The organism is Pseudomonas sp. Z5-35 (assembly GCF_051131945.1).
Classification (GTDB): Bacteria; Pseudomonadota; Gammaproteobacteria; order Pseudomonadales; family Pseudomonadaceae; genus Aquipseudomonas; species Aquipseudomonas marvdashtae.
The window spans coordinates 845,757-862,258 of record NZ_CP071640.1; the positions used below are offsets into that span (position 1 = coordinate 845,757).

Below are 16,502 nucleotides of genomic sequence, written 5' to 3' on the forward strand. Positions count from 1 at the left end.
ATTCATTGAAGAAGACGATAGAAGCAGCTTTAAGCTCCAAGCTGATAGCTCACAGCTAACAGTTACAAGCTCGAAATTGGGTCTGTAGCTCAGTTGGTTAGAGCGCACCCCTGATAAGGGTGAGGTCGGCAGTTCGAATCTGCCCAGACCCACCAATTTTGTAATGGGGCCATAGCTCAGCTGGGAGAGCGCCTGCCTTGCACGCAGGAGGTCAGCGGTTCGATCCCGCTTGGCTCCACCATAAACTGCTTCTGAAAGCTTAGAAATGAGCATTCCATCGACGTGATGGTGAATGTTGATTTCTAGTCTTTTGATTAGATCGTTCTTTAAAAATTTGGGTATGTGATAGAAAGATAGACTGGACGTTACTTTCACTGGTAACGGATCAGGCTAAGGTAAAATTTGTGAGTTCTCTTAGTTGAGGAATTCGAATTTTCGGCGAATGTCGTCTTCACAGTATAACCAGATTGCTTGGGGTTATATGGTCAAGTGAAGAAGCGCATACGGTGGATGCCTTGGCAGTCAGAGGCGATGAAAGACGTGGTAGCCTGCGAAAAGCTTCGGGGAGTCGGCAAACAGACTGTGATCCGGAGATGTCTGAATGGGGGAACCCAGCCATCATAAGATGGTTATCTTGTACTGAATACATAGGTGCAAGAGGCGAACCAGGGGAACTGAAACATCTAAGTACCCTGAGGAAAAGAAATCAACCGAGATTCCCTTAGTAGTGGCGAGCGAACGGGGACTAGCCCTTAAGCTTCTTTGATTTTAGCGGAACGCTCTGGAAAGTGCGGCCATAGTGGGTGATAGCCCTGTACGCGAAAGGATCTTAGAAGTGAAATCGAGTAGGACGGAGCACGAGAAACTTTGTCTGAATATGGGGGGACCATCCTCCAAGGCTAAATACTACTGACTGACCGATAGTGAACTAGTACCGTGAGGGAAAGGCGAAAAGAACCCCGGAGAGGGGAGTGAAATAGATCCTGAAACCGTATGCGTACAAGCAGTGGGAGCCCACTTTGTTGGGTGACTGCGTACCTTTTGTATAATGGGTCAGCGACTTATTTTCAGTGGCGAGCTTAACCGAATAGGGGAGGCGTAGCGAAAGCGAGTCTTAATAGGGCGTCTAGTCGCTGGGAATAGACCCGAAACCGGGCGATCTATCCATGGGCAGGTTGAAGGTTGGGTAACACTAACTGGAGGACCGAACCGACTACCGTTGAAAAGTTAGCGGATGACCTGTGGATCGGAGTGAAAGGCTAATCAAGCTCGGAGATAGCTGGTTCTCCTCGAAAGCTATTTAGGTAGCGCCTCATGTATCACTGTAGGGGGTAGAGCACTGTTTCGGCTAGGGGGTCATCCCGACTTACCAAACCGATGCAAACTCCGAATACCTACAAGTGCCGAGCATGGGAGACACACGGCGGGTGCTAACGTCCGTCGTGAAAAGGGAAACAACCCAGACCGTCAGCTAAGGTCCCAAAGTTATGGTTAAGTGGGAAACGATGTGGGAAGGCTTAGACAGCTAGGAGGTTGGCTTAGAAGCAGCCACCCTTTAAAGAAAGCGTAATAGCTCACTAGTCGAGTCGGCCTGCGCGGAAGATGTAACGGGGCTCAAACCATACACCGAAGCTACGGGTATCACGCAAGTGATGCGGTAGAGGAGCGTTCTGTAAGCCTGTGAAGGTGAGTTGAGAAGCTTGCTGGAGGTATCAGAAGTGCGAATGCTGACATGAGTAACGACAATGGGTGTGAAAAACACCCACGCCGAAAGACCAAGGTTTCCTGCGCAACGTTAATCGACGCAGGGTTAGTCGGTCCCTAAGGCGAGGCTGAAAAGCGTAGTCGATGGAAAACAGGTTAATATTCCTGTACTTCTGGTTATTGCGATGGAGGGACGGAGAAGGCTAGGCCAGCTTGGCGTTGGTTGTCCAAGTTTAAGGTGGTAGGCTGAGATCTTAGGTAAATCCGGGATCTTAAGGCCGAGAGCTGATGACGAGTTACCCTTTGGGTGACGAAGTGGTTGATGCCATGCTTCCAAGAAAAGCTTCTAAGCTTCAGGTAACCAGGAACCGTACCCCAAACCGACACAGGTGGTTGGGTAGAGAATACCAAGGCGCTTGAGAGAACTCGGGTGAAGGAACTAGGCAAAATGGCACCGTAACTTCGGGAGAAGGTGCGCCGGTGAGGGTGAAGCACTTGCTGCGTAAGCCCACGCCGGTCGAAGATACCAGGCCGCTGCGACTGTTTATTAAAAACACAGCACTCTGCAAACACGAAAGTGGACGTATAGGGTGTGACGCCTGCCCGGTGCCGGAAGGTTAATTGATGGGGTTAGCTAACGCGAAGCTCTTGATCGAAGCCCCGGTAAACGGCGGCCGTAACTATAACGGTCCTAAGGTAGCGAAATTCCTTGTCGGGTAAGTTCCGACCTGCACGAATGGCGTAACGATGGCGGCGCTGTCTCCACCCGAGACTCAGTGAAATTGAAATCGCTGTGAAGATGCAGTGTATCCGCGGCTAGACGGAAAGACCCCGTGAACCTTTACTATAGCTTTGCACTGGACTTTGAATTTGCTTGTGTAGGATAGGTGGGAGGCTTTGAAGCGTGGACGCCAGTTCGCGTGGAGCCAACCTTGAAATACCACCCTGGCAACTTTGAGGTTCTAACTCAGGTCCGTTATCCGGATCGAGGACAGTGTATGGTGGGTAGTTTGACTGGGGCGGTCTCCTCCTAAAGAGTAACGGAGGAGTACGAAGGTGCGCTCAGACCGGTCGGAAATCGGTCGTAGAGTATAAAGGCAAAAGCGCGCTTGACTGCGAGACAGACACGTCGAGCAGGTACGAAAGTAGGTCTTAGTGATCCGGTGGTTCTGTATGGAAGGGCCATCGCTCAACGGATAAAAGGTACTCCGGGGATAACAGGCTGATACCGCCCAAGAGTTCATATCGACGGCGGTGTTTGGCACCTCGATGTCGGCTCATCACATCCTGGGGCTGAAGCCGGTCCCAAGGGTATGGCTGTTCGCCATTTAAAGTGGTACGCGAGCTGGGTTTAGAACGTCGTGAGACAGTTCGGTCCCTATCTGCCGTGGACGTTTGAGATTTGAGAGGGGCTGCTCCTAGTACGAGAGGACCGGAGTGGACGAACCTCTGGTGTTCCGGTTGTCACGCCAGTGGCATTGCCGGGTAGCTATGTTCGGGAAAGATAACCGCTGAAAGCATCTAAGCGGGAAACTTGCCTCAAGATGAGATCTCACTGGGACCTTGAGTCCCCTGAAGGGCCGTCGAAGACTACGACGTTGATAGGCAGGGTGTGTAAGCGCTGTGAGGCGTTGAGCTAACCTGTACTAATTGCCCGTGAGGCTTGACCATATAACACCCAAGCAATTTGCTGATCCTGCTCGCAGGGCGCCAGATTGCGGTGTGTGAAGACGAAACGAACCGAAAGTTCGAATCTCACAAAACACCGAAGCTATCACATACCCAATTTGCTGAAGCGAGGCCAACCGGCCACGACTCAGTACCCGAATTTCTTGACGACCATAGAGCATTGGAACCACCTGATCCCATCCCGAACTCAGCAGTGAAACGATGCATCGCCGATGGTAGTGTGGGGTTTCCCCATGTGAGAGTAGGTCATCGTCAAGATTAAATTCCGAAACCCCTATCTGCTGATGCAGGTAGGGGTTTTGTTTTGCCCGCAGGAAAGTTCTTACGACAGACACGGACAGGTCCTGGCTGTCACAGCCACCCGACAGTGCTAAGGTTCTGCCCTAGCTTTTGCACTTTTCAAGGATGCCCTTATGCCAGACGCGACGTCCCTCACCCCTGCTTTCATGGTGGTCCATGGGAATCGCCTCGATGAGCTGCGCAGCCTGGTAATCAGCCTGATGCGGCGTTATCCGCTGGGGCCTCTTGAGAATGAAGTCGCGCTGGTACAAAGCAACGGTATTGCCCAATGGCTGAAGTTGGCACTGGCGGAAGATCCGCAGGACGATGACACGGGCGGTTGCGGTATTGCGGCTGCCATTGATGTGCAGTTGCCCGGCAGCTTTATGTGGCAGCTCTACCGGATGGTACTTGGCCGTGACGAAATTCCTGCAAAGTCACTATTGGATAAGGCTCCGCTCACGTGGAGGCTGATGCGCCTCCTTCCGCAACTGATCGAACAGCCCCATTTCGAACCCCTGCGACGTTTTCTTACCCACGACACGGACTTGCGCAAGCGATACCAACTGTCCGAGCGCCTGGCCGATCTGTTCGATCAATATCAGGTGTACCGGGCCGACTGGCTTGAAGATTGGGCGCAGGGACGACATCAGACGAGAAGCGTCCGTGGTGAAGCCAAGCCGCTCGCTCCGGCAAATTGTTGGCAAGCGGAGTTGTGGCGGGCCTTGTTGCTGGATGTGGGTGAGAAGGGCATGGCTCAAAGCCGAGCAGGCGTCCATCAACGCTATATTGAGCGGATCAATAGTCTGGATGTCGCTCCCCAAGGTCTGCCTGCGCGGGTAATAGTCTTCGGCATTTCCTCGTTGCCTGCACAAGCTCTCGAGGCTCTCGCCGGCCTATCACGATTCAGCCAGGTTCTGTTGTGCGTCCACAACCCGTGCCGTCACCATTGGGCCGACGTCGTTGCCGACAAGGATTTGCTTCGCCATCAATACAAGCGGCAGGCGCGCAAGACCGGCATGCCAGACATTCTCGACCCGCAAGCGTTGCATCAGCACGCTCATCCGCTTTTGGCGGCCTGGGGAAAGCAAGGGCGCGACTACATCAACCTCCTTGACAGTTATGACGATCCAAACACCTATCGCTCGGTATTTCGCGAGGGACGGATCGATTTGTTCAGCGAGAGCGCTCCCACAACCCTTCTCAGCCAGCTGCAGGATGACATCCTCGAATTGCGCCCCTTGGACGAAACCCGGGAGCACTGGCCAGCGGTCGATACCGAGCGAGATGGATCGATCCGTTTTCATATTGCCCACAGCGCCCAGCGCGAAGTTGAAATCCTACATGATCAGTTGCTCGCCCATTTCAGCAAGGACCCGACCCTGCGCCCCCGGGATATCATCGTCATGGTCCCGGACATTGACAGTTATGCGCCGCATATCCGGGCAGTATTTGGCCAGCTCGACAGGACCGACCCTCGTTTCATTCCATTCACGCTGACTGACCAGGGCCAGCGTGGACGCGACCCTCTGTTGATCGCCGTCGAGCATTTGCTCAAGCTGCCTGATAGTCGCTTCCCGGTCAGCGAAGTCCTCGATTTACTCGATGTGCCGGCATTGCGCGAGCGGTTCGGCATTGACGAGGCTGATTTGCCGACACTGCACCGCTGGATCGAGGGGGCTGGTATCCGCTGGGGCATGAACGCCGAGCATCGTGCAGGGTTGGGTCTGCCCGCGGAGCTTGAGCAGAACAGTTGGCGTTTTGGCCTGCGTCGCATGTTGCTGGGATATGCCGTCGGCACCTCGCAGGCTTACGAGGGCATTGAGCCCTATGACGAAATCGGCGGCCTTGACGCCGCATTGATCGGCCCGCTGGTTGCCCTGCTGGACGCGCTTGAGGTCGCTCATCAAGAGCTCAGTCAACCGGCGTCACCCCAGGACTGGGGCGCGCGCCTGCATGACTTGATGCAGTTGTTCTTCCTGGCGAGCAACGAGCATGACGACTACTTGCTGGCCCAACTGGAGGACCTGCGTGAAACCTGGCTGGAAACCTGCGATTCGGTTGGACTGGATGACGAGCTGCCTTTGACGGTCGTGAGAGAAGCCTGGCTGGCCGGGCTGGATCAGGGGCGATTGTCCCAGCGCTTCCTCGCCGGGGCGGTCAATTTCTGTACCTTGATGCCGATGCGCGCCATCCCCTTCAAGCTGGTCTGCCTGTTGGGAATGAACGATGGTGATTACCCTCGAGCGCAACCGCCGTTGGACTTCGACCTCATGGGCAGCGACTACCGACCTGGCGACCGTTCCCGGCGTGAGGATGACCGCTACCTGTTATTGGAAGCGCTGCTTTCTGCACGGGAGAAGCTTTATATCAGTTGGGTCGGCCGCAGCATCCGTGACAACAGCGATCGGCCTGCATCCGTCTTGATCGGGCAGTTGCGTGACCATCTCGCCAGCGGCTGGCAATTGCCAGATGGCGATAGCGATGGCGAGCTTCTCGAAGCACTGACCCAAGAACATCCTTTGCAACCGTTCAGCGCCCGTTATTTTTATCAGGGCGATGATCTGTTCAGCTATGCCAGCGAATGGCGCGCGCTTCACCATAGCCACGATCAGGTCGCCACGCCTCCAATGTTGGCCCCCTATGTCCAGGAAGAACCCTTGGCCCTCGGTCAATTGCAGGACTTCCTACGCAACCCTGTCCGTCATTTCTTCAGTCAGCGGCTCAAGGTATTTTTCGAGACCTTTGAAGCTCCGCTGGCGAATGACGAACCCTTCGTCCTCGATGCCCTGCAGCGCTACAGCTTGAGTGACAGCCTGCTCGAGGCCGCTCTCGTTCGCCTCGATCAACCGGATCTGGCCCTGGAGGCTCATGCCAGGAGGTTACAGAACAGCGGCCTGCTACCCATGGCTGGTTTTGGTGAGTGCATGCAGCGTGAGTTGGTAGAGCCGCTGCCTGACCTGCTCCAGCGTTACCAGCAGCTCCTGGCGTTATGGCCAACCCCGCTGACAAGCGCGTTGCCTGTCAGCCTGCAACTGAACGATATCAGCGTAGAAGGCTGGCTCAGCGGCTTGCACCAGCGATCCGATGGTGAAGTCCTGGCCATCACCGCGATCCCGAACAGCATTGGCTCTACCAAGACCCGCAAATGGCATCGCCTGATACGCCCCTGGGTCAACCATCTCGTAGCCTGCGCCAGCGGACTTTCGATGACGACGGCATTGGTCGCCAGCGACGATAGTTTACTACTGGCGCCTTTTGAGGAGCCGGTTGCGCGAAAGCTGCTCGGCGATCTGTTGCAAGCCTGGCAGAGCGGTATGCGCCAGCCTTTACCGATAGCGGTGAAGACGGCTTTCGCCTGGCTCGGCCAGGGCGACCCGGACAAAGCCGAGGCGGCGGCTCGAAAAGCCTATGAAGGCGACGGGTTGACGTTTGAAGGTGAGCGACGCGAAAGCCCGGCGCTAGCTCGACAATATGCCGACTTCGATGCCTTGATGGCTGACGAAACATTTCCCGATTGGTGCGATGCGCTTTACCGACCGCTAATCGAAGCCGCGTGGCGTTCATTGGCCGCCGAGGAAGGACGTTCATGAGCCGGCAAATCCCTTTGGCCCTGGCCTTTCCGCTACGTGGCAGCCAGTTGATCGAAGCCAGCGCCGGGACTGGCAAGACCTTTACCATCTCGGCGCTGTACCTGCGCCTGGTGTTGGGGCATGGCGGTCCGCAGAACCGGTTTGGTCGCGAGCTCCTGCCTCCGCAAATCCTGGTGGTGACTTTTACCGACGCCGCCACCAAGGAACTGCGTGAGCGTATCCGCACGCGCCTGGCAGAGGCGGCGCGGTTTTTTCGCGACGAAATTCCTGCCCCGGACTCGTTGATCGCGGCGTTGCGCGACGAGTTCGATGCAGAGCAATGGGCAGCCTGTGCGAACCGACTCGATATTGCCGCGCAGTGGATGGACGAAGCGGCTGTTTCGACTATCCATAGCTGGTGCCAGCGGATGCTGCGCGAGCACGCTTTTGACAGCGGCAGCCTGTTTACCCAGACCTTGGAAACCGATCACAGCGAACTGCTCGGCGAGGTGCTGCGCGACTACTGGCGACTGTTCTGCTACTCGATGCAGGGCGAAGCGTTGAGCTGGGTGCGCACTCATTGGGGCGGGCCCGCCGCGCTGCTGCCGCGAGTAAGAGGGTTATTTGCCAGCGAGCGCGGCAATGGTGATGGACTTGCCCCCGCCGAACTCATCGCCACGTCCCTGCAGGAACGCAGCGCCGCCTTGCTCGATCTCAAGGCTCCTTGGCGCCAATGGGCCGTGGAACTCTTGGAAATCTGCCAGCAAGGCGTTGCCAATAAAAGCGTCGACGGGCGCAAGATGCAGGCCCGTTACTTCGAACCGTGGTTTCAGAAAATCACCGCCTGGGTGGAAGACGAAAGCCTCGAGCTCCTGGATATCGGCACCGGCTTCACGCGATTGACGCCCGAGGGCATGGCAGAGGCCTGGAAAGGCGAGGTGCCCAATCATCCCGGACTGGACGCCATGTCGGGCCTCAAGGCCAGCCTGGATGCGTTGCCTACCCCGGAGGCCGCAGTGTTGCAGCATGCCGCGCAGTGGGTCGGGGCGCGCTTCGAAGCGGAGAAACGTCGCCGGGCGGAGATGGGCTTCGACGACATGCTGTTGCGCCTGGACGCGGCTTTGCAGGCTGAGGGCGGGGAGCGCCTGGCGAGCTTGATTCGCGAGCAGTTTCCAGTCGCTTTGATCGACGAGTTCCAGGACACCGATCCGGTCCAGTACCGCATCTTCGAGAGCATCTACCGCATTGAAGACAATGATCCCGAGACGGGGCTTTTCCTGATCGGTGATCCAAAACAAGCCATCTATGCTTTTCGCGGTGCCGACATCTATACCTACCTGCGCGCCCGGCAAGCCACGGCTGGTCGGTTGCATACGCTGGGAACGAACTTTCGTTCCAGTCATGCGATGGTCAGCGCGGTGAACCATGTTTTCCAGAGTGCCGAGTCGCGTCCGCAGGGGCGCGGGGCTTTCTTGTTCCGTGAGCCATCGGGTCGCAATCCGGTGCCGTTCCTGCCTGTCGAGTCCCAAGGACGCAAGGAGTCTTTGTGGGTCGCGGGACAGGCCATGGCAGCCCTGAATATCTGGCACCTGGCTTCGGACCAGCCAATTTCCGGAGCGGTGTATCGACAGCAAATGGCCGCTGCTTGCGCCAGTGAAATCACGGCGCTGCTTAACGGCGGCCAGTTGGGGCGTGACGGATTTGTCCAGGAAGAAACGATGCGTCGCGGGATTCTGCCAGCCGATATCGCCATTCTGGTGCGCGACGGCAAGGAAGCGCAGGCCGTGCGCGGCGAGCTGTCCGCTCGCGGTGTGCGCAGTGTGTATCTGTCGGACAAGGACTCGGTCTTCGCCTCGCAGGAAGCACGGGACTTGCTGGCCTGGCTCAAGGCTTGCGCCGAGCCGGATGTCGAGCGACCGCTGCGGGCAGCGCTGGCCAGTATCACCTTGAATTTGCCACTGACAGAATTGGAGCGCCTCAACCAGGATGAGCTGGCCTGGGAAAGTCGTGTCATGCAATTTCGTGGCTATCGGATGGTCTGGCGTACACAAGGCGTGCTGCCCATGCTGAGGCGTCTGCTGCACGATTTCAAACTGCCCCAGGCGCTGATGACGCGCGATGACGGCGAGCGCGTGCTGACCAATTTGTTGCACTTGTGCGAGCTGTTGCAGCAGGCTGCGGTCGAGCTGGATGGCGAACAAGCGTTGATTCGATATCTTTCCGAACACCTGGCATTGACCGGGCAAGCGGGAGAAGAACAGATCCTGCGCCTGGAAAGCGACGAGCAGTTGGTCAAAGTGGTTACGATCCATAAATCCAAGGGGCTCGAATACCCGTTGGTTTTCTTGCCGTTCATTTGCTCGACGAAACCGGTCGACGGCAGTCGGTTGCCTTTGCATTACCACGATGAAACCGGCCAGGCGCAGATCAGTCTCTCGCCTACCCCAGAGCTGATCATCAAGTCCGATGACGAGCGTCTGGCCGAGGATCTGCGCCTCTTGTACGTGGCGCTTACGCGCGCGCAGCATGCCTGTTGGCTGGGTGTTGCCGATCTCAAGCGCGGCAGCAACAACCGTTCGATCCTGCATCTGTCTGCCTTGGGTTATCTGCTCGGCGCAGGCGCGCCGTTGACCGAGTCGGTGGGATTGAGGCGGTGGCTGGAAGATCTGCAACAAGGCAGCCAAGCGGTGAACTGCCTGGAGATGCCGCAGCCCAGCGCTGAACACTACCGGCCTGCCCGCAACGACGCGTTACTGCTCGAGCCCTTGCTACCCGTGCGTAAGGCCAGCGAAAACTGGTGGATCGCGTCCTACAGCGCATTACGCTTCGGCGACAGCCTCAATGCAGGCAGCGACACCGCACCGGAAAATCCGCAGGCGCAGAAGCTGTTCGATGACGAGCGACTCGACCCGGACGCGCCGAGGGAAGCTGTCGCTGCCGGCGGCGATATCCACCGCTTTCCCCGCGGTCCCAACCCCGGCACCTTTCTTCACGGGCTTCTGGAATGGGCGGCCGGCGAAGGCTTCCCAACGACTCCGGGGATCATCGAGGACGCCATTGCCCGGCGCTGCAATCGTCGGGGCTGGAACGGCTGGATCAATACGCTTGGCGATTGGTTGCTGCACCTGATCACAACGCCTTTGCCGAGCGGTGCGGACCAGGCTCCGGTGGTGTTGGGGCACTTGGAGCGATTCCAGGTCGAGATGGAGTTCTGGTTCGCCAGCCATAAGGTCGACGTGCTCAAGCTCGATGACCTGGTCTGCCGATCGACCCATGGTGGCGTGGCTCGCATCGCTGCGGAGCCGGTGCTGCTCAACGGCATGTTCAAGGGCTTCATCGACCTGACCTTCGAGCACGACGGTCGTTATTACGTGGCCGATTACAAATCCAACTGGTTGGGTATCGATGATGCGGCCTATACCGAGCAGGCCATGGAGCAATCGATCCTGGACAATCGTTACGATCTGCAATACGTGTTGTACCTGTTGGCCCTGCATCGCCAGCTCAAGGCGCGCTTGCCCGACTATGACTACGACCGGCACGTGGGTGGCGCGTTGTACATCTTCCTTCGCGGAACGCGCGCAGCCAGCCAGGGCGTGTACTTCACCAAACCCCCACGAACCCTTATCGAACAACTCGATCGCCTGTTCCAAGGGGCGCCCGAACCCAAGGCCGAGCCGGCGTGGGTGCAGGGAGAATTGTTATGAGTCGTTCTTTTGCCGATCTGCTGCCCAAGGCGTCCGATGACGAGAGCCTGATGAACCTGGCGCCCCTGGGCCACGCCAATGACCTGTTACTGTTGCTCACGCGGTGGGTGGAGCGTGGTTGGCTGCGGGCCCTGGACAAGGCTTTTGTCGCGTTTCTCCATGACCTGGCGCCTGATGACGACCCGTTGGTCTTGCTTGCCGCGGCACTCACCAGCCATCAACTGGGCCACGGGCATGTCTGCCTGGACCTGTTCGAGACGCTCAAGGAGCCGGATTTTGCCCTGTCATTGCCCCCGGAAGGTGACCTGCAAAGCGGGGTACTGCTGCCGTCCCAGGTGTTGCGAACCCTGGAGGGTGCCCATTGGTGCAAGGTCCTGGCATCCAGCCGGCTGGTAGCCCTGGCTGTCGATAAGAGCGAGGAGGCGCAGCAACGCCCGTTGGTACTGTCCGGCAAGCGCCTTTACTTGCGTCGTTACTGGGGGTACGAACGACGGATCGATGAAGCGTTGCGCCAGCGACTGGCCGAACATGAAACTGCGCCGGCTGACTTGGGCGAGCGCCTGGCCGGGTTGTTCGGGCCGGCCAGCAAGACAGGACCGATCGACTGGCAGAAACTGGCCTGTGCGTTGGCGACACGGAGCGCCTTCAGTATCGTTACCGGTGGCCCGGGCACCGGCAAGACCACTACGGTCGTGCGCCTGCTCGCCTTGCTGCAGGCACCGGCCGTGGAGGCTGGAAAACCGCTGCGCATTCGCCTGGCCGCGCCCACCGGCAAGGCAGCGGCACGCCTGACCGAGTCCATCAGCCAGCAAGTCCGCACGCTGGATGTGACCGAGGCCGTGCGCGAACGCATTCCTTGCGATGTCACCACGGTCCACCGGTTATTGGGCAGCCGTCCCGGTACCCGACATTTTCGTCATCATCGGGGCAATCGATTGCCACTGGATGTATTGGTGGTCGATGAGGCGTCGATGATCGATCTGGAAATGATGGCGAATTTGCTGGATGCGCTGCCGACCCATGCGCGGTTGATATTGTTGGGGGACAAGGACCAACTGGCTTCGGTAGAGGCCGGTGCGGTACTGGGGGATTTGTGCCGGGATGCCGAGGAAGGCTGGTATAGCCCGCAGACCCTGGCTTGGCTCGAGTCCGTCAGCGGGGAAAACCTGACGGCCAGCGATCTGAAGCAGGACCTCGATGGTGCTCACCCCTTGGCCCAGCAAGTGGTGATGCTCAGGCATTCGCGGCGTTTTGGCGAGGGCAGTGGTATCGGCCAACTGGCTCGCAGGGTCAATGCGCAACAGCCTGATCAAGCCCGTCAGTTGTTATCGCAAGGCGAGTATGACGACTTGTTTACCCTGGCCTTGAAAGGCGAGCACGACGGGACGCTGGAGCGTTTGCTGCTTGACGGCCTGCCGGCGGGGCCGCAGGGATATCGGCATTATCTAAGCGTCATGCGGCAACTGCGCCCGGCCATTGCTCGCCCGTTGGAAGATCGCTGCTGGGCCGATTGGGCGCGGGATGTCCTGTCGGCGTTCGACGAGTTCCAACTGCTCAGCGCTGTACGCAAAGGTCCGTGGGGCGTCGAAGGGCTGAATCAGCGAATCACAGCCGCACTGCTCAGGGCTCGCCTGATCGAAAACGATCACCTGTGGTACGAGGGGCGTCCGGTATTGATGACCCGCAACGACTATGGGCTGGGGTTGATGAACGGCGATATCGGCATTGCCCTCAAGCTGCCCGAACGTGACGGGCCTGACGCGGGCAAACAGGTCTTGCGGGTCGCCTTCCCGCGTAACGATGGCCAGGGTGGAGTGCGTTTCGTACTTCCCAGCCGCCTGAATGATGTGGAAACCGTGTACGCCATGACCGTACACAAGTCCCAGGGTTCGGAATTCACCCACACGGCGTTGATTCTTCCAGATGCGTTGAACCCGGTGTTAACCAAGGAATTGGTGTATACCGCCATTACCCGGGGCAAGCGCTGGTTCAGCCTGATAGAGCCGCGTGCGGGAATATTCGAGGAAGCGGTCCGGCGCAAGGTCAAGCGCTTGAGCGGATTGATGTTGGAGTGGGAACAGGCTGAATGAACGATCAGCTATAGCGGTGCAATGTCTCGACCGTGAAGCGCCTGTTTTTTGTCGGAAGTCGCTATAGTTCACTGTCTCGCTGGCTTTTTGACACTGTGTTATCGTTCCGGCTCTTATCTACAACCAAGAGATTGTCCATGACAACGAGGCTATGGGAGACAGTTCGCAGGAAGCGATGCCGGCATTTGCCTGCTGCGCTCTTGTGTTTGCTGTCGCCTGTTGCTATCGCCCAGGATCCACCGTCCACGACCCGAGCCGACCTGCGAGCCGAGGCGGTTGCGCAAGTCGTGATGGGCATTCTCAGCTACGCTCGCTGGCCTGTGGAGCCAACGCAGCTGCAACTGTGCATCGTCGGGCCGACCCAATACACGGACGATCTGGTCAAAGGCACCATCCAGGCTACCGGTCGGCCGGTGGTCGTGCAGCGAGTGCTGGCGGACCATCCAAGCATTCCCACCGACTGCAACGCCGTCTACATCGGCCAGCTGACCGGCGATGAACGCGTTCGCCTGTTTGCCTCTTTGATCGGTAAACCGGTGTTGAGCATCAGCGAGGGCGGCGATCAATGTACCGTCGGCAGCCTGTTCTGCCTGCGGGTCGGTGATGAACAAGTGTCGTTCGAGGTCAATCTCGATTCGGTGGCCCGCAGTGGCGTGCGTATCCATCCGAGCGTGCTCCAGCTATCACGCCGCAGGCCTGCCGCACCATGAATTCGTCGAGACCGCGGATTCGTCCTACGTTGGGCTCGGTCATTGGCCGCGGTCATTTGATCGTCGCGCTGGTGGCGATCACCATGGCCAGCGTTTCCCTGACGTTGCTGGGCGTGCTTGCCTTGCGGGTCTATGCCGATCACAACTTGCACCTCATCGCCCGTTCCATCAACTACACGGTGGAAGCCGCCGTGGTGTTCGATGACGCGGCCGCCGCCACCGAAGCGCTTGCCTTGATTGCCAGCACCGAAGAAGTGGCCGATGCCCAGGTGTTCAACGAGCAAGGTCGACTGTTGGCCCACTGGCACCGACCGGAAACCGGCCTGTTGTCGGAACTGGAAATGCACATCGCCAAGGCCTTCCTGGAGAAGCCCATCAGCCTGCCCATCGTCCATCAAGGGCAGAATGTCGGCAGGATCCTGCTGGCAGGACATGGCGGCAGCCTGTTACGTTTTCTGCTCAGCGGCCTGGCTGGGATCATTTTATGCACGGCGATCAGCGCCTGGGTCGCGCTGTTCCTGGCGCGACGTCAGTTGCGGGCGATCACCGGGCCTCTACGCAGCCTGGCTGAAGTGGCTCACGCCGCGCGCTGCGAACGCGTCCTGGACCGTCGAGTGCCGCCGGCCGACATCGCCGAGCTGGACAATCTGGGCAATGACTTCAACGCGTTGCTCGCTGAACTTGAGTCTTGGCAGACCCATTTACAAAGCGAGAACGAAACCCTGGCCCACCAAGCCAGCCACGACAGTCTGACGGGGTTGCCGAACCGGGCGTTTTTCGAGGGCCGGCTGATCCGTGCGTTGCGTAATGCCAGCAAGCTCGACGAGCAAGTGGCCGTCCTGTACCTGGACAGTGACCGCTTCAAGGGCATCAATGACAACTTTGGTCACGCCGCCGGTGACGCCGTATTGACGGCCGTCGCGACCCGGGTCCGCGCGCAGCTGCGCGAGGATGACCTGGTGGCGCGCCTGGGAGGTGATGAGTTCGCCGTGCTGTTGTCACCCTTGCACCAGACCGAGGACGCCGAACGTATCGCCGAAAAAATCATCGCGAGCATGGAGATGCCAATTCAATTGCCCGGCAATGCCTCGGTCCTGACTTCCCTCAGTATCGGCATTGCCGTTTACCCCGAGCATGGCGCCACGCCCGGTGCCCTGCTCAGTGCCGCCGATGCGGCGATGTACCAGGCCAAACGCCTCGCCCGAGGCGGCCAACACACGGCGGGGTCGGAGCACTCGGTCGCGGATCTTCAAACCAGGAGCTGATTGCATGCTTTCAAATTCTCGTTTTCCTCTGCTGCGTTACGCGGCATTTTTATTCATCGCTATTTTTACCCTCACCGCATGCCAGACGGCACCGCAGAAAGGGCTTACTCCAGCGCAAATAGCGGTCCTCAAGGAGCAGGGGTTCAAGTTGACTGAAGAAGGCTGGGCCTTCGGTCTTTCCGGCAAGGTGTTGTTTGGCAGCGACGTGGAAAGCCTCAACACGGCCAGTACCGAGATCGTCGAGCGGATCGGCAAGGCGCTGCTGGGTGCACGTATCGAGCGCGTACGCGTCGATGGCCATACCGACGCATCAGGCTCCCAGGCCTACAACGAACAATTGTCGATACGACGGGCCAACAGTGTCGGCAAAGTGTTGATCGGCGTCGGCATGCGCGAAGAAAACGTTCAGTTGCGCGGCCTCGGTAGTAGCCAGCCAGTCGCGTCCAACGACACCGCTAACGGTCGCACCGAGAATCGTCGCGTCGCCATCGTGGTCATCGCCGACTAATCGGCGAACACCATCTCCCGGCTGTTGCCCATCAGCAATGGCTGGTTCTGTTCGGTGACTTCCCGGATGTAATCCCACAACAGGGTGATCCGCTTGAGCTTCCTGAGGTCTTCTCTACAGTACATCCAGAACTGCCGGGTCACGGTGATTTCCTCTGGCAGTACCGGCAGCAAGCGCGGGTCTTGGGCGGCCAAAAAACATGGCAGGATTGCCAGCGACCGGCCTTGCTGCGCCGCCACGAATTGCGCGATCACGCTGGTGCTGCGCAGATGCGCGTGCGCGCCGGGGAGCACGTTGGCCAGGTAGAGCAGCTCGGAACTGAACGCCAGGTCATCCACATAGCTGATGAACGAATGCTTGCCCAAGTCTGCCGGGCGGTGAATGGGCGGGTGGTTGTCCAGGTATTGCTGGGTGGCGTAGAGCTGCAGTCGGTAGTCGCACAATTTGCAGCATACATACGGTCCGTGTTCGGGGCGTTCCAGGGCAATGACGATGTCGGCTTCACGCTTGGACAGGCTGATGAAGTGCGGCAGCGGAAGGATGTCCACCGAGATTGCCGGGTAGGCGTCGACGAAATGGCTCAACTGCGGTGTGATGAAAAAGCTGCCGAAGCCTTCGGTGCAACCCATGCGTACATGCCCGGACAGCGCGACGCCTGATCCTGAAACCTGTTCGCAAGCCATGTGCAGCGTGCTTTCGATCGACTCGGCATAGCCCAGCAACCGCTGGCCTTCAGCCGTCAGGACAAAACCGTTGGTCCGGGATTTCTCAAACAGCAGCGTGCCCAGTGATGTTTCGAGCGAGCTGATGCGTCGTGACACTGTGGTGTAATCGACAGCCAGCCGTTTCGCCGCCGTGCTGGCCTTGCGGGTACGGGCCACTTCGAGGAAAAACTTGAGGTCGTCCCAATTCAGCGACCCGAGAGAGGTGATGTTTTTTTGCATGATGGACCGGTTTTTATGTGCGTTCTTATTAGAA

Annotated in this window: 7 protein-coding genes, 2 tRNA genes and 2 rRNA genes; 10 read left to right on the forward strand and 1 reads right to left on the reverse strand. The window is 58.4% G+C overall.

The annotated features are described in order from the left end of the window. The first annotated feature begins 78 nt into the window (after positions 1–78). The 10 genes from J3P95_RS04040 (at position 79) to J3P95_RS04085 (ending at position 15,524) form a co-directional block, all read left to right on the forward strand. Positions 79–155, forward strand: a tRNA-Ile gene (locus J3P95_RS04040). Between the two features lie 10 nt (positions 156–165). Beyond that, positions 166–241, forward strand: a tRNA-Ala gene (locus J3P95_RS04045). 242 nt (positions 242–483) lie between these two features. Further along, a 23S ribosomal RNA gene (locus J3P95_RS04050) occupies positions 484–3,375 on the forward strand. Positions 3,376–3,535: 160 nt separating this feature from the next. Further along, positions 3,536–3,651 (forward strand): 5S ribosomal RNA (rrf, locus tag J3P95_RS04055). A gap of 155 nt (positions 3,652–3,806) precedes the next feature. Then, positions 3,807–7,265, forward strand: coding sequence for an exodeoxyribonuclease V subunit gamma (recC, locus tag J3P95_RS04060; RefSeq protein ID WP_434578601.1), 3,459 nt, complete (start codon positions 3,807–3,809; stop codon positions 7,263–7,265). Beyond that, complete coding sequence (gene recB / locus J3P95_RS04065) at positions 7,262–10,951, forward strand: exodeoxyribonuclease V subunit beta (RefSeq protein WP_434578599.1); 3,690 nt, start codon at positions 7,262–7,264, stop codon at positions 10,949–10,951. The genes recC and recB overlap by 4 nt, the downstream gene beginning before the upstream one ends. Continuing rightward, positions 10,948–13,041 (forward strand): exodeoxyribonuclease V subunit alpha, encoded by a 2,094-nt coding sequence (gene recD, locus J3P95_RS04070; protein WP_434578597.1) that lies wholly within the window; start codon positions 10,948–10,950, stop codon positions 13,039–13,041. The genes recB and recD overlap by 4 nt, the downstream gene beginning before the upstream one ends. Positions 13,042–13,178: 137 nt before the next feature. Next, positions 13,179–13,751, forward strand: coding sequence for a YfiR family protein (locus J3P95_RS04075; RefSeq protein ID WP_434560888.1), 573 nt, complete (start codon positions 13,179–13,181; stop codon positions 13,749–13,751). Then, the gene (locus J3P95_RS04080; protein ID WP_434560890.1) at positions 13,748–15,016 is read left to right on the forward strand and encodes a diguanylate cyclase domain-containing protein; all 1,269 of its coding nucleotides are present in this window, start codon (positions 13,748–13,750) and stop codon (positions 15,014–15,016) included. Before J3P95_RS04075 ends, J3P95_RS04080 begins: the two co-directional genes overlap by 4 nt. Before the next feature lie 4 nt (positions 15,017–15,020). After that, a complete protein-coding gene (locus J3P95_RS04085; protein ID WP_434560892.1) occupies positions 15,021–15,524 on the forward strand; it encodes an OmpA family protein in 504 nt (167 codons plus the stop codon). Here the strand turns inward: J3P95_RS04085 and J3P95_RS04090 are convergent. After that, a complete protein-coding gene (locus J3P95_RS04090; RefSeq protein ID WP_434560894.1) occupies positions 15,521–16,468 on the reverse strand; it encodes a LysR family transcriptional regulator in 948 nt (315 codons plus the stop codon). The genes J3P95_RS04085 and J3P95_RS04090 overlap by 4 nt on opposite strands. Between the last annotated feature and the right edge of the window lie 34 nt (positions 16,469–16,502).

Coding starts and splice junctions, on each gene's coding strand:
- recC (WP_434578601.1), top strand. CDS start 3,807: ATGCCAGACGCGACGTCCCTCACCCCTGCTTTCATGGTGGTCCATGGG.
- recB (WP_434578599.1), top strand. CDS start 7,262: ATGAGCCGGCAAATCCCTTTGGCCCTGGCCTTTCCGCTACGTGGCAGC.
- recD (WP_434578597.1), top strand. CDS start 10,948: ATGAGTCGTTCTTTTGCCGATCTGCTGCCCAAGGCGTCCGATGACGAG.
- J3P95_RS04075 (WP_434560888.1), top strand. CDS start 13,179: ATGACAACGAGGCTATGGGAGACAGTTCGCAGGAAGCGATGCCGGCAT.
- J3P95_RS04080 (WP_434560890.1), top strand. CDS start 13,748: ATGAATTCGTCGAGACCGCGGATTCGTCCTACGTTGGGCTCGGTCATT.
- J3P95_RS04085 (WP_434560892.1), top strand. CDS start 15,021: ATGCTTTCAAATTCTCGTTTTCCTCTGCTGCGTTACGCGGCATTTTTA.
- J3P95_RS04090 (WP_434560894.1), bottom strand. CDS start 16,468: ATGCAAAAAAACATCACCTCTCTCGGGTCGCTGAATTGGGACGACCTC.